This window comes from Actinomyces ruminicola, from assembly GCF_900103885.1.
GTDB classification, from domain to species: Bacteria; Actinomycetota; Actinomycetes; order Actinomycetales; family Actinomycetaceae; genus Actinomyces; species Actinomyces ruminicola.
In genome coordinates, this window is record NZ_FNIM01000008.1 from 18,793 (window position 1) to 42,387 (window position 23,595).

The 23,595-nt window shown below is 70.8% G+C and carries 22 protein-coding genes, 1 tRNA gene and 1 pseudogene; 19 read left to right on the top strand and 5 right to left on the bottom strand.

What is annotated here, in order from left to right; all coding sequences use genetic code 11:
• The first annotated feature begins 145 nt into the window (after positions 1–145).
• The 10 genes from secG to BLR49_RS07670 all read left to right on the top strand — a co-directional run bounded on the left by secG (position 146) and on the right by BLR49_RS07670 (position 10,118).
• Complete coding sequence (gene secG, locus BLR49_RS07625) at positions 146–388, top strand: preprotein translocase subunit SecG (RefSeq protein WP_092535904.1); 243 nt, start codon at positions 146–148, stop codon at positions 386–388.
• Between the two features lie 17 nt (positions 389–405).
• Positions 406–1,407, top strand: a complete 1,002-nt coding sequence (gene xerD, locus BLR49_RS07630; RefSeq protein WP_176765818.1) for a site-specific tyrosine recombinase XerD — start codon at positions 406–408, stop codon at positions 1,405–1,407.
• A gap of 55 nt (positions 1,408–1,462) precedes the next feature.
• Positions 1,463–2,350, top strand: a complete 888-nt coding sequence (locus BLR49_RS07635) for a ParA family protein (RefSeq protein ID WP_092535907.1) — start codon at positions 1,463–1,465, stop codon at positions 2,348–2,350.
• Positions 2,340–3,209 (top strand): segregation and condensation protein A, encoded by an 870-nt coding sequence (locus BLR49_RS07640; RefSeq protein ID WP_092535910.1) that lies wholly within the window; start codon positions 2,340–2,342, stop codon positions 3,207–3,209. Before BLR49_RS07635 ends, BLR49_RS07640 begins: the two co-directional genes overlap by 11 nt.
• Positions 3,206–3,853 (top strand): SMC-Scp complex subunit ScpB, encoded by a 648-nt coding sequence (gene scpB / locus BLR49_RS07645; RefSeq protein ID WP_092535913.1) that lies wholly within the window; start codon positions 3,206–3,208, stop codon positions 3,851–3,853. The genes BLR49_RS07640 and scpB overlap by 4 nt, the downstream gene beginning before the upstream one ends.
• Positions 3,850–4,800 carry a pseudouridine synthase gene (locus BLR49_RS07650; RefSeq protein WP_092535916.1) on the top strand — a complete coding sequence of 317 codons (951 nt, stop codon included), beginning with the start codon at positions 3,850–3,852 and terminating at the stop codon, positions 4,798–4,800. The genes scpB and BLR49_RS07650 overlap by 4 nt, the downstream gene beginning before the upstream one ends.
• Positions 4,797–5,960 (top strand): prephenate dehydrogenase, encoded by a 1,164-nt coding sequence (locus tag BLR49_RS07655; RefSeq protein WP_092535919.1) that lies wholly within the window; start codon positions 4,797–4,799, stop codon positions 5,958–5,960. Before BLR49_RS07650 ends, BLR49_RS07655 begins: the two co-directional genes overlap by 4 nt.
• Positions 5,961–5,972: 12 nt before the next feature.
• A complete protein-coding gene (locus tag BLR49_RS07660; RefSeq protein ID WP_092535922.1) occupies positions 5,973–6,908 on the top strand; it encodes a ketopantoate reductase family protein in 936 nt (311 codons plus the stop codon).
• A 133-nt stretch (positions 6,909–7,041) separates the two neighbouring features.
• Entirely contained in the window at positions 7,042–9,201 is a 2,160-nt protein-coding gene (gene der / locus BLR49_RS07665; RefSeq protein ID WP_092535925.1) for a bifunctional cytidylate kinase/GTPase Der, read from the top strand.
• Between the two features lie 215 nt (positions 9,202–9,416).
• Positions 9,417–10,118 (top strand): HEAT repeat domain-containing protein, encoded by a 702-nt coding sequence (locus BLR49_RS07670; protein WP_092535928.1) that lies wholly within the window; start codon positions 9,417–9,419, stop codon positions 10,116–10,118.
• Positions 10,119–10,325: 207 nt separating this feature from the next.
• Here BLR49_RS07670 and BLR49_RS07675 read toward each other — a convergent pair whose 3' ends face one another.
• Complete coding sequence (locus BLR49_RS07675; protein ID WP_092535931.1) at positions 10,326–10,928, bottom strand: DNA-3-methyladenine glycosylase I; 603 nt, start codon at positions 10,926–10,928, stop codon at positions 10,326–10,328.
• A gap of 43 nt (positions 10,929–10,971) precedes the next feature.
• On the opposite strand from BLR49_RS07675, the gene pgi reads away from it, so the two are divergent.
• The 8 genes and pseudogenes from pgi (at position 10,972) to BLR49_RS13965 (ending at position 19,592) form a co-directional block, all read left to right on the top strand.
• Positions 10,972–12,627, top strand: coding sequence for a glucose-6-phosphate isomerase (gene pgi, locus BLR49_RS07680; RefSeq protein WP_092536192.1), 1,656 nt, complete (start codon positions 10,972–10,974; stop codon positions 12,625–12,627).
• 30 nt (positions 12,628–12,657) lie between these two features.
• Positions 12,658–13,455, top strand: a pseudogene (locus BLR49_RS07685) (HesA/MoeB/ThiF family protein); the annotation flags it as partial.
• 178 nt (positions 13,456–13,633) lie between these two features.
• Positions 13,634–13,710 (top strand) — tRNA-Pro (locus BLR49_RS07690).
• A 73-nt stretch (positions 13,711–13,783) separates the two neighbouring features.
• On the top strand, positions 13,784–13,966 hold the full coding sequence (locus BLR49_RS07695) for a hypothetical protein (protein ID WP_092535934.1): 183 nt from the start codon (positions 13,784–13,786) through the stop codon (positions 13,964–13,966).
• Between the two features lie 194 nt (positions 13,967–14,160).
• Positions 14,161–14,796 carry a GyrI-like domain-containing protein gene (locus tag BLR49_RS07700; RefSeq protein WP_092535937.1) on the top strand — a complete coding sequence of 212 codons (636 nt, stop codon included), beginning with the start codon at positions 14,161–14,163 and terminating at the stop codon, positions 14,794–14,796.
• A 152-nt stretch (positions 14,797–14,948) separates the two neighbouring features.
• Positions 14,949–18,131 carry a bifunctional lysylphosphatidylglycerol synthetase/lysine--tRNA ligase LysX gene (gene lysX, locus BLR49_RS07705; RefSeq protein ID WP_092535940.1) on the top strand — a complete coding sequence of 1,061 codons (3,183 nt, stop codon included), beginning with the start codon at positions 14,949–14,951 and terminating at the stop codon, positions 18,129–18,131.
• Positions 18,128–18,784 (top strand): DUF998 domain-containing protein, encoded by a 657-nt coding sequence (locus BLR49_RS07710; protein WP_092535943.1) that lies wholly within the window; start codon positions 18,128–18,130, stop codon positions 18,782–18,784. The genes lysX and BLR49_RS07710 overlap by 4 nt, the downstream gene beginning before the upstream one ends.
• Entirely contained in the window at positions 18,777–19,592 is an 816-nt protein-coding gene (locus BLR49_RS13965; protein WP_092535946.1) for an alpha/beta fold hydrolase, read from the top strand. Before BLR49_RS07710 ends, BLR49_RS13965 begins: the two co-directional genes overlap by 8 nt.
• Positions 19,593–19,629: 37 nt before the next feature.
• Here the strand turns inward: BLR49_RS13965 and BLR49_RS07720 are convergent, their stop codons facing one another.
• The 4 genes from BLR49_RS07720 to BLR49_RS07735 all read right to left on the bottom strand — a co-directional run bounded on the left by BLR49_RS07720 (position 19,630) and on the right by BLR49_RS07735 (position 22,801).
• Entirely contained in the window at positions 19,630–20,883 is a 1,254-nt protein-coding gene (locus BLR49_RS07720; protein ID WP_245690550.1) for an MFS transporter, read from the bottom strand.
• 113 nt (positions 20,884–20,996) lie between these two features.
• The gene (locus BLR49_RS07725; RefSeq protein ID WP_092535949.1) at positions 20,997–21,731 is read right to left on the bottom strand and encodes an SDR family NAD(P)-dependent oxidoreductase; all 735 of its coding nucleotides are present in this window, start codon (positions 21,729–21,731) and stop codon (positions 20,997–20,999) included.
• A 27-nt stretch (positions 21,732–21,758) separates the two neighbouring features.
• Positions 21,759–22,298 carry an HXXEE domain-containing protein gene (locus BLR49_RS07730; protein ID WP_092535952.1) on the bottom strand — a complete coding sequence of 180 codons (540 nt, stop codon included), beginning with the start codon at positions 22,296–22,298 and terminating at the stop codon, positions 21,759–21,761.
• Complete coding sequence (locus BLR49_RS07735; protein ID WP_092535955.1) at positions 22,295–22,801, bottom strand: HXXEE domain-containing protein; 507 nt, start codon at positions 22,799–22,801, stop codon at positions 22,295–22,297. The genes BLR49_RS07730 and BLR49_RS07735 overlap by 4 nt, the downstream gene beginning before the upstream one ends.
• A gap of 108 nt (positions 22,802–22,909) precedes the next feature.
• Here BLR49_RS07735 and BLR49_RS07740 point away from each other — a divergent pair, with 108 nt between their 5' ends.
• Positions 22,910–23,572, top strand: coding sequence for a TetR/AcrR family transcriptional regulator (locus BLR49_RS07740; RefSeq protein WP_245690551.1), 663 nt, complete (start codon positions 22,910–22,912; stop codon positions 23,570–23,572).
• Positions 23,573–23,595: the final 23 nt, after the last annotated feature.

The window sequence follows — 23,595 nt, forward strand, 5'->3', positions numbered from 1 at the left end:
ACGTGTGCGCCCGGCTCCCCGGTGGAGCCGGGCGCACACACGTGCAAGGAGCCGGGGATCGGGTATCCTCGCCGTGGACGAGGCGCCGGCCGCCTCACTGCGACCAGGGCCCAACCGGCCGGAATGACGACGAAGGGAATGCGGCGTGGGCGTGTTGACCATCATCCTGCAAGTGCTGCTGGTGCTTTCCAGCTTCTTCCTGATCATGACGATCCTCATGCACAAGGGCAAGGGCGGCGGCCTGTCCGACATGTTCGGCGGCGGCATCTCCTCCTCAGCAGGCTCCTCCGGTGTCGCCGAACGCAACCTCAACCGCATCACCGTCGGCGTCGCCCTGCTGTGGGCCGCCACCATCATCGGCCTCGGGCTGGTCGCCCGCTTCGCCTGAACACACCGGACGGAACCATCACTAAGCCGCACGCCGACACAGCTCCCGCAGAGCCTTCGGTCGTTGACCCCCGTGGGGACGCGCTTGAGCGGGCCCGCGCCGGCTACCTCGCTCACCTGCGGGTTGAACGCGGGCTGAGCCCCAATACGCTGGCGGCCTACGAGCGCGACCTGGGCCGCTACTGCCTGTTCCTGCGCAGCCGCTCCATTCAAGCCCCCGCCGCGGTCACCGAGGCCGACGTGTCCGCCTTCCTGGAGGCGCTGCGCACCGGCACCGACGGCGGTCGGCCGCTGGCCGCCTCCTCCGCCTCCCGCACCGTCACCGCCGTGCGCGGCTGGCACAAGTTCCTCCACGCCGAGGGCGTCACCGACGCCGACCCGTCCGCGGCCGTGCGCCCGCCCCAGGTGGGCCGCAGGCTGCCCAAGGCCCTTACCGTGGACGAGGTTCGGCGCCTGCTGGAGTCCGCGGGCACCGACGACTCCCCGGTGTCCCTGAGGGACCGCGCCCTGCTGGAGCTGCTGTATGCCACGGGCGCTCGCATCTCGGAGGCGGTCGGCCTGGTCGTGGACGACCTGGACTCGGCCTCCGGCTGCCTGCGCCTGTTCGGCAAGGGCCGCAAGGAGCGGATCGTGCCCATGGGGCAGTACGCCTGGGAGGCCCTGGACGCCTATCTGGTGCGCGGCCGCCCCGTGCTGGCCGCGAAGGGACGGGGCGCGCCCGAGGTCTTTCTCAACACCCTCGGGCGGCCGCTGTCACGCCAGTCCGCCTGGGCGGTGCTCCAGCACGCCGCGCAGCGCGCCGCGCTGACCGACACCGCCGGCGATGACGACCGGCGCATCTCCCCGCACACGCTGCGCCACTCCTTCGCCACCCACCTGCTGGCCGGGGGAGCGGATGTGCGTGTCGTCCAGGAGATGCTCGGCCACGCCTCCGTCACCACCACCCAGATTTACACCAAGGTCACCGTTGACCACCTGCGCGAGGTCTACGCCACCAGCCACCCGCGGGCCCGTGGCTGACGGTCGGCGGGCCCGTCTGAGAGCCCCGCGGCGCCACTTCGACTAGGCTGCCCATGTGAGTGACGCCAAGCAGCCCGGCCTGATCGACCCGCCCGAGAACTCCGCCCCGGGCCAGCAGGAGGAAGAGGAGAGGGTTTTCCCCGCCCCGGCGCCACTCGAGTCACACGGGCCGGCCCGCGTCATCGCCATGTGCAACCAGAAGGGCGGCGTCGGCAAGACCACCACCACCATCAACCTGGGTGCGGCGCTGGCCGAGTACGGGCGAAGGGTGCTGATTGTGGACTTCGACCCCCAGGGCGCGGCCAGCGCCGGCCTGGGCGTTAACGCCCACGAGCTGGACAAGACCGTCTACGACATGCTGGTGGCCGCCCGGCCCGACGTGCGTCCGATCATCCACTCCACCTCCGTGGAGGGCCTGGACCTGGTGCCCGCCAACATCGACCTGTCCGCGGCCGAGGTGCAGCTGGTCGGCGAGGTCGCCCGCGAGCAGGCGCTCGCCCGCGTGCTGCGCCCCGTCCTGGACGACTACGACGCCGTCATCATCGACTGTCAGCCCTCACTCGGGCTGCTGACCGTCAACGCGCTCACCGCCGCCCACGGCGTCATCATCCCGCTGGAGACGGAGTTCTTCGCCCTGCGCGGCGTGGCCCTGCTGGTGGAGACCGTGGACCGGGTGCGGGACCGCATCAACCCCCGCCTGCAGATCGACGGCATCCTGGCCACCATGGTGGACCCGCGCACCCTCCACTCCCGGGAGGTGCTCGAGCGCCTGGCCGAGGCCTTCGGCGACAAGCTCTTCGACACGCAGATCCGCCGCACCATCAAGTTCCCGGACGCCTCCGTAGCCGCCGAACCCATCACCAGCTACGCCTCCGGCCATCCCGGCGCAGAGGCATACCGGCGCCTGGCCCGAGAGGTCATCGCCCGCGGCAATGTCGCCTGAGACCGCGGCCGGGACGCCTCCGGTCGCCCGGCAGCCGCAGCTGGAAACCCCGCCGGAGGACCCGGCCACGACGTCCGCCCCGGCCCAGGTTCCCGGCTTCAGCGTCAACCTGCCCCAGTTCGAGGGGCCCTTCGACCTGCTGCTCACCCTGATCGCCCGCAAGCGGCTCGACATCACCGAGCTGGCCCTGGCGGAGGTCACCGACGAGTTCATCGCCTACCTGCGCGCCGACTGGGACCTGGGGCGCGCCAGCGAGTTCCTGGTTGTCGCCTCCACCCTGCTGGCCCTCAAGGCTCACCGGCTCCTGCCGCACGACCCGGAGGACACGGACGAGGACATGGAGCTGCTGGAGGCCCGTGACCTGCTCTTCGCCCGCCTGCTGCAGTACCGCGCCTACAAGGAGGCGGCCGCCTCCTTCCGCGCCCGTGCCGAGACCGCCTCCCGCACCCACCCGCGCGTGGTGGCCCTGCCCCCCGAGCTGGCGGCGCTGCTGCCCCGGCTCGTGGCCACCATTGACGCCGAGGACCTGGCCCGCATCGCCGCGGACGTGTTCACCCGCCCGCGTGACCCCGGCGTGCAGACCGTCCACCTGCACGAGCGCGTCCCCGTGGGGGAGCAGCTGCGCCTGCTCGCCGACCGGCTGCGCCGCTGCGGCACGCTGACCTTCACGGAGCTGACCGCCGACGCGGGCCGCACCGCCGTCGTCGTCGCCCGCTTCCTGGCCCTGCTGATCCTGTACCGGCAGGGCGGGGTCGACCTGGCGCAGGACGCCCCCATGGAGGAGATCACCGTCGTCTGGCGCGGCGACGCGGAGGCGATCGGCATGGCGGCCCCCGAACTGGAGGAGGAGTTCGCATGACCACCCCGGACTCGGCCCCCGCCCGGCTGCCCGTACCCGTGCCGGAGGAGGATCTGCGCGCCGCCGTCGAGGCGGTGCTGGTGGTTGCCGACGAGCCGGTCACCGCGGCCGCCCTGGCCGCCGCCCTCGACCGGGAGGAGACCGCCGTCGAGGCGGTGCTGGAGTCCCTCGCCGCCGAGTACGCGGGTGAGCGGTCCGCTGAGGACGGAGGAGCCCAAGCCGACGCCCGGGCCCGCGGCTTCGTGCTGCGCCGCGCCGCCGGCGGTTGGCGGCTGGCCTCCGCCCCCCGGTTCAGCGAGCTGGTGGATCGCTTCGTCGTCGGCGGAGCCACTGCCCGCCTGTCACAGGCCGCCCTGGAGACCCTGGCCGTCATCGCCTACCGGCAGCCCGTGACCCGCGGCCGGATCGCGGCCATACGCGGCGTCAATGTCGACGGCGTCGTCCGCACGCTGCACGCCCGCGGCCTGATCGAGGAGACGGGCACCGAGCCGTCCGGGGCCATCCTGTACCGCACCACCGACGAGTTCCTGGAGTACCTGGGCCTGGACTCACTCGACGAGCTGCCGCCCCTGGCCCCCTACCTGCCCGACGCCTCCGCCCTGGGGGACATCGAAGACGAGATCACCGGGAGAATACTGCCGTGAATGCGAGCAAGGACAACAGCGCCGAGCGCGCGGACGCCGTGCTGGACTTTGGCGCCGAGGAGTTCTACGACGCCGACGACCTGGAGGAGATCGGCTACGAAGCCGATGCGCAGGCCGAGGCGGCAGGCGCAAGCACGGCCGGGGCGCAGGCGCCGCAGCCGGAGGATCCCTACGTGGTCGGCGGGCAGCGACTGCAGAAGGTGCTCGCCCGCGCCGGCGTCGGTTCGCGGCGCGTGTGCGAGCAGCTGATCGCGGCCGGGCGGGTGAGCGTGGATGGAGTGCGGGTGACCGAGCCCGGGGTCCGCGTGGACCCGGCTACCCAGGACATCCGCGTGGACGGCTCCCGGGTGCTGACCGACCCCGACGTCATCACCGTCATGCTGCACAAGCCCGCCGGCGTGGTCACCACCATGGAGGACCCCGAGGGGCGCCCCACCGTAGCCGAGTACGCCGACCGCTACCTGTCCGAGCACGCCGAGCAGCTGGGCGGAGCGGAGAAGGCGGCCGCCCTGCGGCTGGTGCACGTGGGCCGCCTGGACGCGGACACTGAGGGGCTGCTGCTGCTGTCCAACGACGGCGAGCTCACCCACCGGCTCACCCACCCCAGCTATGAGGTGCCCAAGACCTATGTGGCGGTGGTGAAGGGGCACGTCGCCGCCGGACTGCCGCGCCGACTGCGGCGCGGCGTTGAACTGGAGGACGGGCCGATCGCCGCGGACCGGGCAGTGGTCAAGGAGGCCGGTCCGGACGCCTCGATCGTGGAGGTCACCCTGCACTCGGGCCGCAATCGGATCGTGCGCCGCATGCTGGCAGCGGTCGGCCACCCCGTCATTCGCCTGTCCCGCACCCGGCTCGGACCATTGACGCTGGGAAACCTGCGGCCGGGCGCCATGCGGGCGCTTACCGGCGCGGAGGTCAGCGCCCTGCAGCAGGAGGTGGGACTGTGAGCGCCGCCGGAAACCCGTCAGCTCCGCTGGCAACCCGGGGGCCGGTGCTGGTGGTCGGCACCGGCCTGCTGGGCACCTCCTTGGCGCTGGCGCTCACGGCCGCCGGGATTGAGGTGCAGCTGGCCGACACCTCGCCCACCTCCCTGGCGCTGGCCCGCGACATGGGGGCGGGGCGCGTTCGCGACGAGTACAGCTCCGAGCCGGCGCTGATCGTGGTGGCCACCCCGCCGGACGTGACCGCGCAGGTTGTGCTGCGTGAGTTGACGGCCCACCCGGGCGCGGTGGTCACGGACGTGGCGAGCGTCAAGGCGCGCATCGCCGCCGAGGTGCGCCGCCATGGCGGGCCGGAGGCGCGCCGCTACGTCGGTTCTCACCCCATGGCCGGCCGGGAGCGCTCCGGTGCCGCCGCTGCCGACTCCGACCTGTTCGCCGGCCGCCCCTGGGTGGTGGTTGCGGACGGGGCGGCCCCCGACGCCGAACTGGCCGTGCGCAACCTGGCAGTCGACGTCGGTGCCACGCCGGTGCGTATGAATGCCGCCGAGCACGACGCCGCCGTGGCCGCCGTCAGCCACGTGCCCCAACTGGTCAGCTCCCTGCTGGCCGCCCGGCTGGAGACCATCCCCGAGAACGCCTTGGGCCTGGCCGGGCAGGGGCTGCGGGACACCACCCGCATCGCCGCCTCCGACCCCAGGCTGTGGTCGGCCATCGTGGTCGGCAACGCCGGACCGGTGGTGGGCATGCTGCGTCGGCTGCGGGAGGACCTGGACGCCCTGATCGCCGGGATCGAGCCGGCCGCCGTCGACCCGGCCGACCCCGCCTACACCGCCGCGGGGGACGCCGCCACCATTGCCCCCGGCGCCGTCGGCGCCATCACCGACGTCATGACTCGCGGCAACGCCGGGCAGGCGCGCATTCCCGGCAAGCACGGCGGGGCGCCGCGCCGTTACACGCAGGTGCAGGTGCTCGTGCCCGACTCCGCCGGCTCGCTGGGCCGTCTGTTCGCCGACGTGGGCGAGGCGGGCGTCAACATCGAGGACTTCGCCATGGAGCACTCGCCGGGGCAGAGCGCCGGACTGGCGATGCTCTCGGTCATGCCGGCCGCCGCGCAGGGGCTGGAGGAGGCCCTGGACGCCCGCGGCTGGCGCGTGGTCGTGGCCTGACGGCGGTGCAGCATGCGCATCCTGATCATCGGGGCGGGAGTGATCGGCCTGAGCTACGGCTGGCTGCTCAGCCGAGACCACCAGGTGGTGGTCATGGCCCGCCCGCATCGTGCGGAGCAGCTGCGAGCCGGCGTGCAGATGCGGCTGCACCGTGCCGGCGGCGGGCGGCGGGGCAGGCCGTCCCTGGTCGGCCGGTTCCGGCCCGGGGTGGTCGACGAGCCCGTCGACGCCGACCTGGCACTGGTGGCGGTGGACCGCACCCGCTTGGGCGAGCTGCTTCCCATGCTTGAGCCGCTGGCAGGAAGCACGCCGCTGCTGTTCATGCTCAACCACTGGGACATCGTCGGGGAGGTGTCCTCGTGGCTGGCTCCCGGGCACTACTGTGTCGGCTTTCCCGGCCAGATCGGGGGCGGGCATACCGCGGAGGGGATCGAGGCGACGCTCTTCGACCGGGGCACGCGCCTGGAGGCCGGCGCTCGGGGCAGGCGCGCGCTCCTGGACCGGATCGACTCGGCGCTGGCGGCGGCGGGGCTGAAGGTAAAGCGGGAGCGGGACATGCCCGGCTGGCTCGCCGTGCACTACCTGCAGCAGTCGCTCACGCTCGGCCCGCTGCTGGAGGCCGGCGGCTACGACCGGTTGTGCGCCGATGACGCCGCGTTAAGACGCATGGTGCTGGCTCTGCGCGAGGGCGTGGCCGTATGCCGGGCGCGGGGGATTGCCACCGGACGGATCCCGCCCGCGCCGTTGTTGCGGCTTCCGGTGGGGATGGTTGCCGCGGGCCTGGGCCGCATGTTCTCCCAGGACGACACGCGCCGCATGGTGCTGGCGCATCTGGCTCACGGCCGCGCCGAGTGGCGGGCCGGATTCTTCGAGGTGCTGGCGGCGGGCAGACGGCTCGGGGTGCCCATGCCGATATGGGACAGCTACTCCTCCCTGGTGGCGGGCTGAATCCGAGGCCGCGGGGCTGTGGGCGGACTCATCCGAGGCAGATCCGCGCCCGGCCGCATGATTGTGCGACGCTTACCCCCTGAGGCCGACCGGAGCTCGCCGGGGTTCGCCGGGCCGACAGTTGGAGGAGCACATGGGAATCGTCGTCGCCATTGACGGGCCGTCCGGGTCCGGCAAGTCCACGGTGTCCAAGCGGGTTGCCACCGCGCTGGGGCTGGCCTACCTGGACACCGGCGCCATGTACCGGGCGGCCGCCTGGTGGTGTGAGCGCATCGGCATCGACCTGGACGACGCCGAAGCCGTTACCCACGCCGTGCAGGCCATGCCGCTGGTGATGGGACTGGATCCCGAGGCGCCGGGAGTGACCTGCGATGGCGTGGACATCGCCGAGGCGATCCGCGAACCGCACGTGTCCACCGTGGTGTCCAAGGTTGCCACCAACCTGGACGTGCGCGCCGAAATGGCGCGCCTGCAGCGGGAGATCATCCGCGCCGAGGCGAGCGGTCTGTCCGGATCCTTCTCCTGCGGCGCCGGCATCATTGCCGAGGGCCGCGACATCACCACCGTCGTCGCCCCCGACGCCGACGTGCGCCTGCTGCTGACCGCCAGCGAGCAGGCCCGGCTGGCCCGCCGCGGCGCCGACCTGGACGCCGCCGGCAAGACCGTTGACGCCGCCGCCCTGCGCGATCAGGTGGTGCGCCGCGACCGCGACGACGCCACCGTCTCCCAGTTCCTCACCGCTCCCGAGGGCGTCACCGTGGTGGATACCTCGAACCTGACGCTGGAGCAGACCGTCGCCCGCGTCACCGAGCTGGTGGAACAGGCGCGTGCCGAGGCCACCGAGCGCGAGCAACTGGAGGAGGCGCGGGCCGACGCCCTGCGCTCGGGCCTGGACGACTACGAGCTCGATGAGGCGGACCGGGCGCTGCTGGCGGGGGAGGCGATCCCCGCCGCCGAGACGGGCCTGGACGCGGGCCTGCCGGTGCTGGCCGTCGTCGGCCGTCCGAACGTGGGCAAGTCCACGCTCGTCAACCGGGTGCTGGGCCGGCGGGAGGCTGTGGTGCAGGACGTGCCCGGGGTGACCCGCGACCGCGTCTCCTACCCGGCCGAGTGGGCGGGCAAGCGCTTCACCATCGTCGACACCGGCGGCTGGGAGATCGACGTGGCCGGGCTGGACGCCGCCGTCGCCGCCCAGGCCGAGGCCGCCGTGGACCTGGCCGACGCGGTGCTGCTGGTGGTGGACGCCCGCGTCGGCGTCACCGAGGCGGACGACCGGATCGTCAAGATGCTGCGCCGCTCCGGCAAGCCGGTGGTGCTGGCCGCCAACAAGGTCGACTCGCCCGTGCAGGAGGGCGACGCCGCCGCCCTGTGGGCCCTGGGCCTGGGGGAGCCCTACGCCGTCTCCGCACTGCACGGCCGCGGCAGCGGGGAGCTGCTGGACGCCGCCGTCGCCATCCTGCCGGAGGTGTCAGCCGTGGCCGGGCCGGAGCGCAGCGACGACCTGCACCGCATCGCCCTGGTGGGGCGCCCCAACGTCGGCAAGTCCTCCCTGCTGAACCAGCTCGCCGGCAGCGAGCGGGTGGTGGTCAATGAGCTGGCCGGCACCACGCGCGACCCGGTGGACGAGGTCGTCGAGTTCGACGGCCGCCAGTGGGTGCTGGTGGACACCGCCGGCATCCGGCGGCGCATCCGTCAGGCGCGCGGCGCCGACTACTACGCGGTGCTGCGCACCCAGGGGGCCGTGGAGAAGGCCGAGGTGGGGGTGGTGCTGCTGGACGCCTCCGAGGCCATCACCGAGCAGGACATCCGCGTGATCCAGCAGGTGGTGGATGCCGGGCGCGCCCTGGTGATCGTCAACAACAAGTGGGACCTGGTGGACGAGGACCGCCGCAAGCAGCTGGAGTGGGAGGCGGATCACGAGCTCGCCCACGTGGACTGGGCTCCGCGTATCAACCTCTCCGCCCGCACCGGCTGGCACACCAACCGGCTGGCGCGCGCCCTGGACACGGCCCTGGCCGGCTGGAACACGCGCGTGCCCACGGGAAGACTGAACGCCTTCCTGGGTGAGCTGCAGGCGGCCACGCCGCATCCCGTGCGGGGCGGCAAGCAGCCGCGCATCCTCTTCGCCACCCAGGTGCAGGCCGCCCCGCCGCGCATCGTCATCTTCACCACCGGCTTCCTGGACGCGGGCTACCGGCGCTTCATCGAGAACCGGCTGCGCGAGGAGTTCGGCTTCGTCGGCACCCCCATCCAGATCGGCGTGCGCGTGCGCGAGCGCCGTCAGCGGCGCTGAGGGCGGCTTCGCCCGGGCGTGAAAGCGCGTCGGGTGTGGCAGAATGTCCAGGATCGGCATTAACGCCGGATTAGGCTGCCCGGGCTGATTTCGCATCCGCATGATTCCAACGATTTCAGAGCTGCGCCTTGAAGCCGCGGGCTCGTTCGTGCCGATTTCGGACATTCCTGCGTTCCAGTTGCCCTGCACGCCGTCGCGACGTAGCGTTTGGAGGCATGGTCGACACAACGTTGTGGCTGGCTGAGCTCAAGACATTGGAGGCCGCCGGCTGGCCTGCGTACCTGAACCAGCGCTCGGGGCTTCCCGGCCCCCGGGCGAACATCGAGTTGATCGCGGTGGTCGCGCGGGCCGCTGATCCAGGCACGATCGAGGAGCTGCTGGCCGACGGCGGTGAGTACACCACTGCGTGCGCGGCCGCCGCACTGGGCTTCCGGGCGACTGATGAGAAGTTCGAACGGCGGGCGCGTGAGCTGGCCAAAGACGAGCGCTGGCGCGTGCGGGAGGCCGTCACCATCGGCCTGCAGCTGCTGGGCGACTCCGACCTACAGACACTGTTCTCCCTCGTTCGGGCATGGGCCGACGACGAAGACCCGCTGGTGCAGCGCGCTGCCGCAGTGGCGATCTGCGAGCCGCGGCTGCTGCGCACCTCCGAGGCCGCACGGATCGCCATTGAGGTGTGCCAGCGCACCACCGACCACTTGATCGCGCTGCCGGCGCAGGCACGCAAGACCCCTGCGGCCAGGACGCTGCGCAAGTCCCTGGGCTACTGCTGGAGCGTGGCCGTTGCGGCCGACCCCGGCGCGGGCCTCCCCGTATTCGCGGCGCTCGACGTCGGCGACCCGGACATGGCCTGGATCGTCACCCAGAACCGCCGCAAGAAGCGCCTGGCCAAGCTCTTGGAGGACTCGCAGCGCTGACCTTCCACCCGTGTCGGGAAACTGTCCCAGATCGGCACAAACGCCGGGTTTGGTTCTCTGTGCCAAATATGAAACCGCATGATTCCAACGATTACTGAGCTGCGCCTTGGAGCTGCGGGCTTGTTCGTGCCGATTTCGGACATTCTGCCTGCCGTGAGGCGATCCAGAGGAGTGATGGTGGTGGGTCGGGCAACCGCGGGGGACCGCTCAGGCCCACACCCCGGATGAGCCGCGCCGCCAGGAGCCCACCAGGTGAGTATCCACGATGCCGATGGCCTCCATGAGTGCGAATACCGTCGTCGGGCCGACGAAGCGGAAGCCCAGGCGCTTGAGCCGGCGGGCCAGCGCCTCCGACTCCGGTGAGCGCGTGGGAGTCTCCGCCAGGGTGCGCGGGGCGGGGGTGGCCGCCGGCCGGTAGGACCACACCAGGCCCGCCAGGCCGCCGTCGACGTCGTCGGCATCCCGCAGGGCAACCGTGGCCCGGGCATTGCTTATGGTGGCCAACACCTTGGCCCGGTTGCGCACGATCCGGGAATCGGCCAGCAGCCGGGCGACGTCGTCGTCCCCGAAGGCGGCCACCGCCTCCGGCCGGAAGTCGGCGAAGGCTTCCCGGAAGGCGGGCCGCTTGACCAGGATCGTGCGCCAGGACAGGCCCGACTGGAAGGCCTCCAGGCTGAGCCGCTCGAACACGCCGCGTTCGTCGCGCACCGGCATGCCCCACTCGGTGTCGTAGTAGTCGCGCAGCAGCGGATCTCCCGCCGCCCACACCGGCCGCGCCAGGCCGTCCGCGCCAATCACCAGGTCGCCCATGCGGCAACCGTAGCGGACGGCCTAGACTGGCCACATGTCGACAATGCAGACACCGGTTGACCCCACCACCACGCCCGCCTGGAAGCGCCTCACGGAGCTGCACCAGGCCATGGAGCCCGACCTGCGCGCCTGGTTCGCGCAAGACCCGCAGCGCGCCGAGCGCTACTCCTACGAGATGGGCGACCTGTTCGTCGACCTGTCCAAGAACTTCCTGACCGATGAGGTCCGCGACGCCCTGGTGGAGCTGGCCGAGGCCGTGGACGTGCCCGGCCGCCGCGACGCCATGTTCGCCGGAGAGCACATCAACGTCACCGAGGACCGCGCCGTCCTGCACACCGCCCTGCGCCGCCCCGCCACCGACTCCCTGACCGTGGACGGGCAGGACGTGGTCGCCGACGTGCACGAGGTTCTGGAGAAGATCTACGCCTTCGCCCGCCGCGTGCGCTCGGGGGAGTGGACCGGCGTGACCGGCAAGCCCATTAAGACGGTCGTCAACATCGGCATCGGCGGCAGCGACCTGGGGCCGGTCATGGTCTACGAGGCCCTGCGCCCCTATGTGCGCGACGGCCTGGAGGCCCGCTTCATCTCCAACATCGACCCCAACGACTGCGCCGAGAAGGTCTCCGACCTGGACCCGGAGACCACCCTGTTCATCATCGCCTCCAAGACCTTCACCACCCTGGAGACCCTCACCAACGCCCGCATGGCCCGCACCTGGCTGCTGGAGGCGCTGGCAGCGCGCGGCATCAGCACCGACGGCGCCGTCGCCAAGCACTTCGTGGCCGTGTCCACCGCCCTGGACAAGGTGGAGGCCTTCGGCATCGACCCCGCCAACGCCTTCGGCTTCTGGAACTGGGTGGGCGGCCGCTACTCGGTGGACTCCGCCGTCGGCACCGTGCTGGCCGTGACCGTCGGCCCGGAGAACTTCGCCGACTTCCTGTCCGGCTTCCACGCCGTAGACGAGCACTTCGCCACCAAGGCGCCGGCGGAGAACGTGCCCATGCTCATGGGCCTGCTCAACGTCTGGTACGTGAACTTCTTCCAGGCCGCCTCGCACGCGGTGCTGCCCTACGCCCAGTACCTGCACCGCTTCCCGGCCTACCTGCAGCAGCTGACCATGGAGTCCAACGGCAAGTCCGTGCGCTGGGACGGCAGCCCCGTGGTGGCCGACACCGGCGAGATCTTCTGGGGCGAGCCCGGCACCAACGGCCAGCACGCCTTCTTCCAGCTGCTCCACCAGGGCACCCGGCTGATCCCCGCCGACTTCATCACCGTGGCCAACCCGGCCCACCCGGTCAAGGACGGCGAGGTGGACGTGCACGAGCTGCTGCTGTCCAACTACCTGGCCCAGACCGCCGCCCTCGCCTTCGGCAAGACCGCCGAGGAGGTGCGCGCCGAGGGCACCCCGGAGGCGATCGTCCCGGCCCGCGTGTTCACCGGCAACCGGCCCACGACGTCGATCCTCGCCCCGGCCCTCACCCCCGCCGTGGTGGGGCAGCTGATCGCCCTGTACGAGCACATCACCTTCACCGAGGGCATCGTGTGGGGCATCGACTCCTTCGACCAGTGGGGCGTGGAGCTCGGCAAGAAGCTCGCCCTGGAGATCGCCCCGGCCGTGCAGGGCGACGAGTCCGCCTACGCCGCCCAGGACGCCTCCACCCGGCAGCTGATCGACCGCTACCGCGGGCTGCGTCACTGACGCGGTGCCGGACCGTGTAGGGGCACTGCCGTGAGCGCGGGGGAGTCCTTCCCCTCGCTGATCGACGACGCCCGCCTGCGCCCGCTCACCACCGCCGAGCGCGCACGCTACTCGCGCAACGTGCTCGTACCGGAGGTGGGCGGGCGCGGCCAGCAGCGCATCCGGGCCGCCCGCGTCCTGGTGGTCGGTGCCGGCGGCCTGGGCTCGCCCGCGGTGCTGTACCTGGCGGCCGCCGGCGTGGGCACGCTCGGCATCATCGACGACGACGACGTCGCCATCTCCAACCTGCAGCGGCAGGTGCTGCACACCACCGCCGCCGCGGGCCGGCCCAAGGTCGACTCTGCCCGGGATGCCGTCACCGCTCTGAACCCGGACGTGGAGGTGGTCGCTCATCGGCTCGCACTGACCAGCGCCAACGCCCTGGAGCTTCTGCGCGGCTGGGACGTGGTGGTCGACGCCACCGACAACTTCCCCACCCGCTACCTGCTCAGCGACACCTGCGTGCTGCTCGGCATCCCGCTGGTGCACGGGGCGGTGCTCGGGCTGGACGGGCAGGTCACCATCTTCGACGCCGCGCGCGGACCCTGCTACCGGTGCGTGCACCCGATCCCGCCGGCACCTGGTGCGGTGCCCTCCTGCGCCGAGGTCGGCGTGCTCGGAGTGCTGCCCGGCATCGTCGGGGCCATGCAGGCCGCGGAGGCGCTCAAGCTGGTGGTCGGGGGAGCGCGGCCGCTGATCGGCCGCATGCTGGTGCTGGACGCCTGGGACGGGCGCGGCGCGGAGCTGCCGATCGGGAAGCGCCCAGACTGCCCGGCCTGCGGCCCCAATTCCCGAGATCGGTAGAAACAACCACCGAGATCGGTTGAAGTTACGTGCCGAGATCGGTTGAAGTGGCTCCCAGGGCTCGGCAGGAACGGTGAGCGGCGTCACCGCCCGCGGATTTCGACGCCGGCGCCCGGATGGGCTATCGTCTTCCATGTTCCGAGCGGCGCGAACCGCGCGGACGCGGGCTGTGGCGCAGCTTGGTAGCGCACTTGACTGGGGGTCAAGGGGTCGTGGGTTCAAATCCCGCCAGCCCGACCATAACCCCGGAGGATTCTGTTTCCTGCCGGGGTTGTTTTGTGCGTGGAGCCCGGCAGTGAGGAGAGGATTCATCTTGACCGCAGACGGTACGGGAGCTCCCGGCGAACATGAGGCCCCGCAGACACCGTCGCCCGAGTCCACCGATGCCGCCGGGCTCGACGACGCCGAGCTGGCACTGATGCTGGCAACCGCCACCGGCATGGGGCGGGCGCAGCTGCGCGAACTGATCCAGCGGCGGGCACGTCGGCGGCGGTGACTTGAACCGCCTCGACTTGGGAGGCCCCGGGGCCTGCGGTTGTATCTGCCACGGTGTCAGGGTGTTCGGTGGCTACGTGGATCGCGACGAAGGACTGACTGGTAGCCTCAGGGCCGCTCACGGCAGGAAACGCAGACGCGACTCGCTCGGACAACCGTCGAATCGACCGGGTGCAAGGAAGCAGCAGGTGTGACATGGCCTTCGACTACAAGAAGGAATACAAGGAGTTCTACGCCCCGCCCAGGCGGCCGGGCATCGTCGACGTCCCGGCGATGAACTACATCGCCGTGCGGGGCAGCGGTGACCCCAACCGCGAGGACGGGGAGTACCAGCGGGCGACTGGCCTGCTGTACGCCGTCGCCTTCACCATCAAGATGAGCAAGCGGTCCGGGCACCTGATGGAGGGTTACTTCGACTACGTCGTCCCACCCCTGGAGGGCTTCTGGTGGCAGGAGGGCGTCGAGGGGATCGACTACGCCCACAAGGACCGGTTCGAGTGGATCTCCGCGATCCGACTGCCCGACTTCGTGACCGAGACGGAGTTCGAGTGGGCCGTTCAGGAGGCGACGGCCAAGAAGCGCACCGACTTCTCCAGGGTCCAGTTCATGCCCTTGCAGGAGGGGTTGTGCGTGCAGTGCATGCACATCGGCCCCTACGACGACGAGCCGACCACGCTCGCACTCATGCACGAGTTCATGGAGGCGCAGGGCTACGCGCCCGACTTCACCGCCGAACGCCGCCACCACGAGATCTACCTGAGCGATGCGCGGCGCGTCGCCCCGGAGAAGCTGCGCACCGTGGTCCGGCATCCGATCGCCGAGGCCCTATAGGTTCCGCTGAGCGGGGATGGTCGCATCCTCCTGCGGGGGCAAGGATTCGTGGTCCCATGTCCTGCGCGGGGATGATCCCGACTGCGGTGTTCTTGTGAAGAATCCTCATCTGTGCCCGCGCGGGCACAGACCGGAAGGAACGAACACCGACGATGCGGACGCACGATCCCTTATTCACACGGCTCCTGCCCAAGTTCTTGTACGTCATCGCCATTCTCGCGCTGGCAGACACCGTACTGGACTCCGTCCCCGGAGTCGGGCCGGCCCTGGAGTTCATCTTCCTCTGGATCATTCCTCTGCCCTCCATCGACTGGCTGACTGCGGTGGTCTTGTTTCTGCTCGCAGCGGGTGTGCACAAGCGCAAGCGGGCGGCCTGGACGGCTCTGACGGTGATGACGGTGCTGGCCGCCCTGCTGCACGCACTCGTCCTGATCGTCGCGCTTCAAGACGAAGACCTGGCGGACATGCGGTCCTTCCTGATCGTGAACGTAGCCACGCTGTTGGTGCTCATCGTGTTGCTGACGGTGTATCGCCGGAGCTACACGGTACGTTCCCAGCCGGGTAACAGCCGCCGCGCCCTTGTGGTATTCCTGATCCTTGCCGGTTGCGTCACCCTGGCCGCCATCGGCACCAAGTTCGCCATATCCGGCATTGGAATAGAACAGTTGAGCGGGCTGCTCGCCGGAAACGCGTCCCCCCAGTGGCTGGTGAGTCTGCTCGGCTTCGGATGGGCGGTCAGTTTCCTCATCGCCTTCGGGATGTTGCTGCGTTCCCAGAAGGAGATCGCGCAGATGACGACAGAGGAGGAGAGCCGAGTACGCACCTTACTGGCGGAGCATCCGGCGGACTCGCTGGGTTACTTCGCCACGCGCCGAGACAAGTCCGCACTACTCACTAACGACTCCGCGGTGGTCTACCGGGTCGCCAAGGGCGTGGCGCTGGCCTCCGGCGACCCCTTGGGGGATCCGTCCACCTGGCCGTCCGCGGCGCGCGCCTTCGTCCGCCGCGCCGCGGAATTCGGGTGGACTCCCGCCGTCATTGGGGTCTCCGAGGCGGGCGCCCGCGCCTACGCCGATGCCGGGTTGCGGGCACTGCACATTGGGGACGAGGCCGTGCTTGACTTCGCACGAGTGCGGATCGACGACATGCCCGAGGTGCGCCGACCGGTTCGTCGTCTCAAGGAGCTGGGGTACACGGTACGAATTCGGAGGCATCGCTCGATTCCCGCCGACGAGCTCTCGGCACTGGCCGACCTCGCGCAGGAATGGCTGGGGGGAGAGGCGGAGCGCGGCTTCTCAATGGCGCTGGGGCGCCTGGGTGACCCCTCCGACGGCGACTGCATGATGGTCGAGGCCCTCTTCCCGGGCGGCGATGAGCGCGGGGAAGTTGCCGCACTGCTCTCCTTTGCGCCCTGGGGAGCGGATGGTCTGAGCCTGGACGTGATGAGGCGGCACCCCGAGGCCGACAACGGTGTGACCGAGCTCATGGTTGTGTCCCTGATAGCCGACGGCGTCGAACTGGGTGTCACTCGGGCGTCGCTGAACTTCGCGGTCTTCCGATCGGCGTTCGTGGAGGGGGAGCGAATCGGCGCCGGCCCCGTTCGGCGTCTGTGGAGACGATTGCTGCTGCTCGCCTCCCACTGGTGGCAGCTGGAGTCCCTCTACCGGTCCAACGCGAAGTACAACCCGGGCTGGCATCCACGGATGATCTGCTACCCCGACGGAGGGGACCTGGCCCGCGTGGCCTTTGCCATGGGAGTCGCGGAGGGATTTGTTTCTCCTCCCGCATGGTTCTCATCCGCCACGGATATCCAGCAGCCTCGCCGCGACGACGAGGACTCGGCACGTCTGGCGGCGATCAGTATGGGATCGGTCAGTACCGCTCCGCCCAGGCGCCGCACCAAGCAGTTCGGCTCACGCCTCGGCTCACGTCAGGCCATGCTCGCTCAGGGCCTCGAGCCGTACCCGCCGTTGGTCCAGGTGGACTCCTCCTGTGCGGATGCGCGGGACTACTGCGCGGTCGCGGGGCGGGTACTGGCCGTACGCAACCACGGAGGCGTCGTCTTCGCCGACCTACGCGATCGCAGCGGGGACCTGCAGGCGATCCTGGAACGGTCCGGTGCCGGGGCGGACGCCGTCGGCCGCTTCCAGCGACTGGTGCGCTCCGGCGACCAGGTGATGGTTTCCGGCAAGGTAGGTGCGTCCCGCAACGGCACACGCAGTCTGTTGGTGCAGGACTGGGCCATGACGTCCAAGGCACTGCGCCCCCTTCCGGACAAGCGCAGGGGCATCAGGGACCCCGAGACCAGGGTGCGTCAGCGTCATCTCGCACTGATCGTCGACCCGCGGGAGCGCGAAATGGTTGTGGCCCGTGCCCACGCCATCCAGGCGGTGCGCGAGGAGCTGTTGGCACGGGACTACTTGGAGGTGGAGACTCCCATACTGCAGCCTGTGCACGGCGGCGCCAATGCCCGCCCGTTCAAGACGCACATCAACGCCTATGACCTTGACCTGTACCTGCGCATCGCACCGGAGCTATACCTCAAGCGGCTCATGGTCGGCGGCATGGAGCGCGTTTTCGAGATCGGACGCAACTTCCGCAATGAGGGCGCGGATGCCACGCATAACCCCGAGTTCACCATGCTCGAGGCGTACCAGGCGCATGCCGACTACAACGTCATGAAGGACGTGACGCGCGAACTCATCGTTGCCGCGGCTCGTGCGGCGCTGGGCACCACCGTGGTGCGCGGTCGGGTAGGCGGCGTGGAGCGCGAGATCGATCTGTCCGCCCCATGGCGCACGGTGAGCGTATGCGACGCCGTCTCCGAGGGGCTCGGCGAGCAGGTCGGTCCAGACACCCCCGTCCAGGCACTGCGCGCGCACGCCGACGCTCTTGCCATGCCATACGACCCGCGTTGGGAGTGGGGGAACCTGATGCAGGAGCTGTACGAGCACCTCGCCGAGTCCACCACCGTGGAGCCCACCTTCTTCACGGATTTCCCGGCACAGACCTCGCCGCTGACCCGTCCCCACCGTGGCGACGCACGCCTGGCGGAGCGCTGGGACCTGATCGTGTTCGGCGCGGAGGTGGGCACCGCCTACTCCGAGCTGGTGGACCCGGTTCTTCAGCGCGAACGACTCACCGCCCAGTCCCTGGCCGCCGCAGGAGGGGACCCGGAGGCCATGGAGCTGGACGAGGCCTTTCTCGAGGCGCTCGAGCAGGGCATGCCGCCTTCGGGCGGGCTCGGCGTGGGTCTGGACCGGCTGGTCATGATGCTGACCGGCGCCTCGATCCGGGAGACCATCGCCTTCCCGCTGGTAAGGCCCGGGCGATGAGCCGCCACCGGGGACGGGCCGTGCTCGTCCTGCTCGCCATCGTCACCTACAACAGCTGGCTGTTGTGGAGGCTCAACGGCGATCCACGAGCGCTGTCCGGCTACCTGTCCGAATTGGCGGCGCAGGACCAGCCCTACCAGTGGCTGTTCCGCCTGGGAGATCTGCTGGCGGCCGCCGTATTCGCAGTCATTGCGGTCCTCGGACGGCGAGGCTGGGGGCGATGGATCGGTCCGCGCGCCGCGCAGGTGTCGGCGGCCCTGCTGGTGGTGGCGGTCGGGACTGTGGCGGACGCCGTATTCAACCTGCCGTGCGCGGAGAGCCGTGACGCCGTATGCGCAGCGACTCCCAGCCTGGTCAGGCGCGTGCACGAGGCCTCCTCCACCGTGGTGTCCACCTCAATGCTGTTGCTGATCGGGCTGGTGGCGCTGGGCTGGTGGGAACGAGAGCGGTGGAGTGGGCGGGTTCGGGCGACCGCCGGACTCGGGGTCGTCGTCGCGGCCCTGCTGTTCTCAAGCACGGTGGCTCCCAAGCTCGCCCCCGGAACCCAGGGGGCGGTGCAGATCATCCAGGTGGTGCTGTGCTCAGCATGGATAGGGCTGCTTGCGTGGCGGCTCGAGGACGAGGACGAAGGCCAGCAGGTAAGGGATGGCTGATTCCTCGGGGACCGGTGAGAGGCGCTATCCGAGCGGCCATACGATTCGGGTGCGCGAGGGGCACGGGCGGGCGGTGCTGTTCCTAAACGGCTGTGGATTATCCAGCGCCGGATGGGATGACGTTGTCGCAGGCCTCCCGGGCCGACGGGTGATCACCGTGGACCGGCCCGGACATTACGGGACCGTGTGCACCGGACCGCCGTCCTTGGCGGCGGAGACCCGTTTCCTGGCGGAGCTGATTGCAACAGAACCTGGGCCTGCGGTGGTGGTGGCACACTCAATGGCATCCTTCCAGGCCGAGGCGCTGGCCCGCGTGCGGCCAGCACTGGTGTCGGGAGTGGTGCTCGTCGATCCCTCAATGCCGCCGAAGCGGGTGCGGAGCTGCGCTGCTGCGGGCCCGCTGAGTCGGTTGGCGACACGCTGCTTGCGCATCAGTCCCATACGCGCTGTCGCGGGCCGGGTTCTGCGAGTTGGCATGAGGCGGCAGACTAGGCGGCCGGAGATGGTCGACGCCGAGCGATGGCGGCCGTTGTGGAGTGGCGAGCGAGAGCTTGGGGCCGCTGCATCCGAGTGGCTTTCTTTCCGGGGCCAGGCTGCCGAGCTGGCGGCCCTGCGCCGCGTCCAGGGCCTGCCGGCGCCGACGACGGCGGTAGTCCTGGAGGCACTGCCCTTCGCTGGTGCGGGAGTGACGTCCGGCTTGGCATCGGCATTCCACAGCACCCGACTGCGGCGCCTTCCAGAGTGTCGGCACTTGGTGATGCTGGATGCGCCTGGGGAAGTCGTGCGGGAGATTGAGCTACTCGGCTGAGTGGCGGGAGCGGCAGCTGCCCGAGGCGGCCGGGGTGTCAGGCGACCGTGCGAATCCTGGTGACACAGACGGCCCCGAGCACGCAGACGGCGGCGGCCATCAGGTACAGGCCGGTATAGCCGCCGAAGCTGGTCACTATCGGTGCGGCGATAACGGGTGCCAGCACCTGGGCGCCGGCGGAGGCGATGTTGATGATGCCCAGGTCGCGGGCGGCGTCGCCGGAGGAGGGAAGCACCTGGGTGACCAGTGCGAAGTCCACGCTGGTGAAGGCGCCGAAGCCGACGCCGAGGATAACCGCGCCGATGATCGCGCCCACCCAGGTCTGGGTCAGCGCCAGGTCAAGCGCCGCCAGGCCCGTGACCAGCGCGGCCACGATCACGAAGGGCTTGCGCCTTCCCAGACGGTCGGACCAGATGCCGCCGGAGACGGTGGAGCCGAACACGGCGACGGCGTAGATGCCGGTGAGGATGAAGACGCCGGTCGCGGCGGCATCGGCCTCCATGCCGACGGCGTCCATGAGGTAGTACAGCAGGTACAGGGTGCCCGTGGAGTTGCCCAGGTTGACCAGGAAGCGGGTCAGCCACGCCCAGCCGAAGTCGGGGTGGGAGCGCAGCGGCGGTACGAAGCCCGCGAGGATGTGGCGCAGCGACGGACGTGGGGCGCCGTCGGGCAGCCGCAGGTCACGGGCGTTGAGCACGTGCGGGAGACCGAGCACGACCACGAGCACCGCGAGTACCAGGTAGCCGGTGCGGGTCCCGCCCGCAGCGGCAGCGATGCCGGCGCCCATCACCAATCCGGCGGTCTGTGCCACGCCGATGAGCCCGGAGACCAGGCCGCGGCGGTCGACCGGCACCTGGTCGGTGACCGAGGCGTTCAGGGCGGCGTAGGCGGCGTTGAGGAAGCCCTGCACCAGGCACCAGCCGAGGATCATCACGCCCACGGAGTCGGCGACGGCGAGGACCACCAGGCCGATCGTGCCCAGGGCCAGGCCGCCGGCGATCCACGGCAGGCGGCGACCGAGGCGGCCGGAGGTGCGGTCCGACAGGGCGCCGAAGACCGGATTGCCGAGCGTGGACACCAGTGCGCCCAGCCCGGTGACCAGGGAGAGCACGGCCTCCTTGTGGTCAGGGGCGAGCTGTGAGGCCTGCAGGCCGAGCAGTACCTGGATGGGTCCGAACCAGGCGGAGAACAGCCCGAGCATGGTGAGCGTCAATGTGAGGGACCAGGAGCGGGGAGGCATCCGGTCGGGGGCGGCATCGGTGGCGACGCCGCGCGCGGTAAGCATTGGCATGCGGGAAATCTAGGTCGTTGACGCCGTGACGGGCGCCCGGGACGTGCCCCGGCTGCCGGGTCGAGACCGTCGTGCAACGGTCCGGAAGTCTGTGCTGGTGCGCGCCGGTTGGGCTATACCAGCTCCGTGCCCGTCGCCCGTTCCAGCGCCGCCAGGAGCCGGTCCTGGAACTCGGCGTCGGCTGCGCGCCGGTCGGGCTGCCCGGCGCGCATGTGGTGCCAATAGGCGGTCACGCGGGTGCGCGGGTCCTGACCGAGTGCCAGCCACGCCTGGGTGCGGTGTCCGGCCTCCAGGTCGTCCGGGGCGCCGGCGCCGCCCATGCGGGTGGGGACCCAGCCCGGGTCGACGGCGTTGGCCCAGGTGCCCGGTCGCAGCCTCCCCACGGCGGCGGCGAGCGCCGTCACCAGCAGCTTGGAGTCCGAGTAGGACGCCGTCGGCCGCGCACCCGTCCAGTCCAGTCCCGTCAGGCGGTCGGTGTTGAGGCGCGCCCCGCGGTGCATGCTGGAGGAGAGGTACACGTGCCGCTCCGCGGAAATGAGCGCCGTCAGCAGGTAGGGGGCGACGACGTTGACGGGCAGTACCAGGCGCTCGTCCATGGTGCCGGCATTGTGGATGACGGCGTCCACGCCGCCCAGGTCGGCGACTTGCTCGGCCACGCGGTGTACCTCGGCCTGGTCGGCCAGGTCCCCGACGACGCCGGGCAGTGGCGTCCCGAGCGCTCGGCGGACCTCGTATAGCTGCTCCTCGCGGCGCACGTGTGCCACCACCTGCGCCCCGGCGTCGAGCAGGTCGCCCAGGGCGCCCAGCCCCAGGCCGGTGCTTGTTCCGGTTACCAGTACACGTGTCACGCCGGCCTCTGCTGTCTTCCTATCCGGTCAGGGCTTAACTGCCACGGTACCGCTAGCCGGCCGGGCGATGGCGAGAAGTAGCTCAGCCCCGGCGTGCGCGGCGCACAGCACCGGCAGCGAGGCGGCCACCCCGGCGACCGAGACCCGCGACGGCACTCCGGCACGCCTGAGCGTGCGGCGCGCCCATGCCCCGTAGGCGATCACGGCCGGCGCGGTCAGCGCCCCGGAGACGTAGGCGCGCCGGGCTGCGCACGCCGCCAGGTGGACGAAGCCGTGCAGCCCCCAGGCGGCCGCCGCGTTCTGGAACCAGGCGGAGCGGCCCTCGGAGCGGTATCCGGCCAGCGAGGCGCCCACCCAGTGGATTCCGATCAGCGCGATCGCCAGGTTCACGTGCGCCTGACTCCACCCCTCGCGCCGCGCCCCTTCCGGAAGCGGCACCCATTCCGGCGCGCGGCGCAGCAGCCAGGCGGAGGAGGCCCGGTAGGTGGCCAGCTCCTCGGAGTCGTTGAGCAGGTAGCAGACAGCCAGTCCCAGTGTGGCCGCGTCCACCGGGCTCGGCCGTCTCACGCCGCGAACCTTCGCCAGCGCCGGGCGGCCAGGTACCCGGCCCCGTGCAGCACGACGCCGACGACGGGGAAGGCCGGAATGGTCCACCGGGCCGCCTTCGGCTCCACGCCGTCGGCCCGCAGAGCCGCCTTGGCGAAGCGCCAGAAGGGCAGCACCACCGGCAGGGCGGTGACGCAGCCGGGCGTGTAGCCGCGGGCCAGTGCTGCCGAGCCCAGGTGCATGAAGGCGTGCATGCCGTAGCCGTAGAGCATCGCCTGATAGAAGGCTGAACGCCCCCGGGTGCGGAAGCCGTCCACGGAGGCCGCCGCCATCAACGCCCCCATCAGGCTCAGCGCCACATACACCTGGTCGCGGGAGAACCCGCGCAGGCGCACCTCCTCGGGCAGGAACGGCAGTGAGCGCATATAGGGAAGGGCGCGGCCCGGCATGGTCGCGTATTCCTCCAGGTCGTGGGCGAGCCAGGAGAAGAACAGTCCCGAGGTCGCCAGATCCACCTTGTCCATGAGTCCTCCCCGCATTGCGCGACCATCAGTTGCGCAACCCACGGTAGCGGAAAAAGGCGTGCGATGGAAGAATCGCGCGCAAGTCGGCGAGAGGATGAGGAGGGCGCCGTGGCTGACAAGCCGGACGACGGGGACGAGGCGGACCTGCGGTCCGCGGCGCGGGCCGATACTGCTCGGCGCAGAAGCGTGGGCCGCGGCGGACGCCCGCGTGATGCCGCTCTGGACAGGCGCATTCTGCAAGAGACATTCTCCCTGCTGACCGAGAAGGGCCTTCACGGCCTGCGCGCCGACCAGGTGGCGGCACGCGCCGGGGTCCCCAAGTCCACGATCTACCGGCGCTGGTCATCTCTGGCGGAGCTCGCCGTCGACGCCGTCGACGCCGCCCTGGGCCCCCGCGAGTTCCCGCCGGGGGAGGACCCGCTGGAGGACCTTGTCCACATCGTCATCCATACGTGGCAGCTGCTCATGCGCCCGCCCCTGACGACGGCGCTGCCCGGGCTCGGCATGGAGCTCGCCGGACATCCGCAGGCGGCCGCTGCGTACCGGGAGCGCGTGATCGCACCGCTCCGCAACGGGGCGATCGATGCCATCGCCCGCGCGGTGGCCGCCGGGCAGTGGGACGGACCGGATCCGGATACTGCCGTGGACATGCTGGTGGGCACATTCGTGTACCGGCTGGCCTACCTCGGCCAGGCGCCGGAGCTGGACGAGGTGTTCCGCGTGGCCGAGATCGTGGCCGGTAGCCCCTTGCCCGGGTCGGACAAGCCATAATGCGCCCGGTTATATATGGCACA

What these genes read in the sequence shown, in the direction of transcription:
- BLR49_RS07640 (WP_092535910.1), top strand. Translation starts at nt 2,340, where the DNA reads ATGTCGCCTGAGACCGCGGCCGGGACGCCTCCGGTCGCCCGGCAGCCG.
- BLR49_RS07660 (WP_092535922.1), top strand. Translation starts at nt 5,973, where the DNA reads ATGCGCATCCTGATCATCGGGGCGGGAGTGATCGGCCTGAGCTACGGC.
- BLR49_RS07675 (WP_092535931.1), bottom strand. Translation starts at nt 10,928, where the DNA reads ATGGGCGACCTGGTGATTGGCGCGGACGGCCTGGCGCGGCCGGTGTGG.
- BLR49_RS07710 (WP_092535943.1), top strand. Translation starts at nt 18,128, where the DNA reads ATGAGCCGCCACCGGGGACGGGCCGTGCTCGTCCTGCTCGCCATCGTC.
- der (WP_092535925.1), top strand. Translation starts at nt 7,042, where the DNA reads ATGGGAATCGTCGTCGCCATTGACGGGCCGTCCGGGTCCGGCAAGTCC.
- BLR49_RS07720 (WP_245690550.1), bottom strand. Translation starts at nt 20,883, where the DNA reads ATGCCAATGCTTACCGCGCGCGGCGTCGCCACCGATGCCGCCCCCGAC.
- scpB (WP_092535913.1), top strand. Translation starts at nt 3,206, where the DNA reads ATGACCACCCCGGACTCGGCCCCCGCCCGGCTGCCCGTACCCGTGCCG.
- BLR49_RS07735 (WP_092535955.1), bottom strand. Translation starts at nt 22,801, where the DNA reads ATGGACAAGGTGGATCTGGCGACCTCGGGACTGTTCTTCTCCTGGCTC.
- BLR49_RS13965 (WP_092535946.1), top strand. Translation starts at nt 18,777, where the DNA reads ATGGCTGATTCCTCGGGGACCGGTGAGAGGCGCTATCCGAGCGGCCAT.
- pgi (WP_092536192.1), top strand. Translation starts at nt 10,972, where the DNA reads ATGCAGACACCGGTTGACCCCACCACCACGCCCGCCTGGAAGCGCCTC.
- lysX (WP_092535940.1), top strand. Translation starts at nt 14,949, where the DNA reads ATGCGGACGCACGATCCCTTATTCACACGGCTCCTGCCCAAGTTCTTG.
- BLR49_RS07670 (WP_092535928.1), top strand. Translation starts at nt 9,417, where the DNA reads ATGGTCGACACAACGTTGTGGCTGGCTGAGCTCAAGACATTGGAGGCC.
- BLR49_RS07700 (WP_092535937.1), top strand. Translation starts at nt 14,161, where the DNA reads ATGGCCTTCGACTACAAGAAGGAATACAAGGAGTTCTACGCCCCGCCC.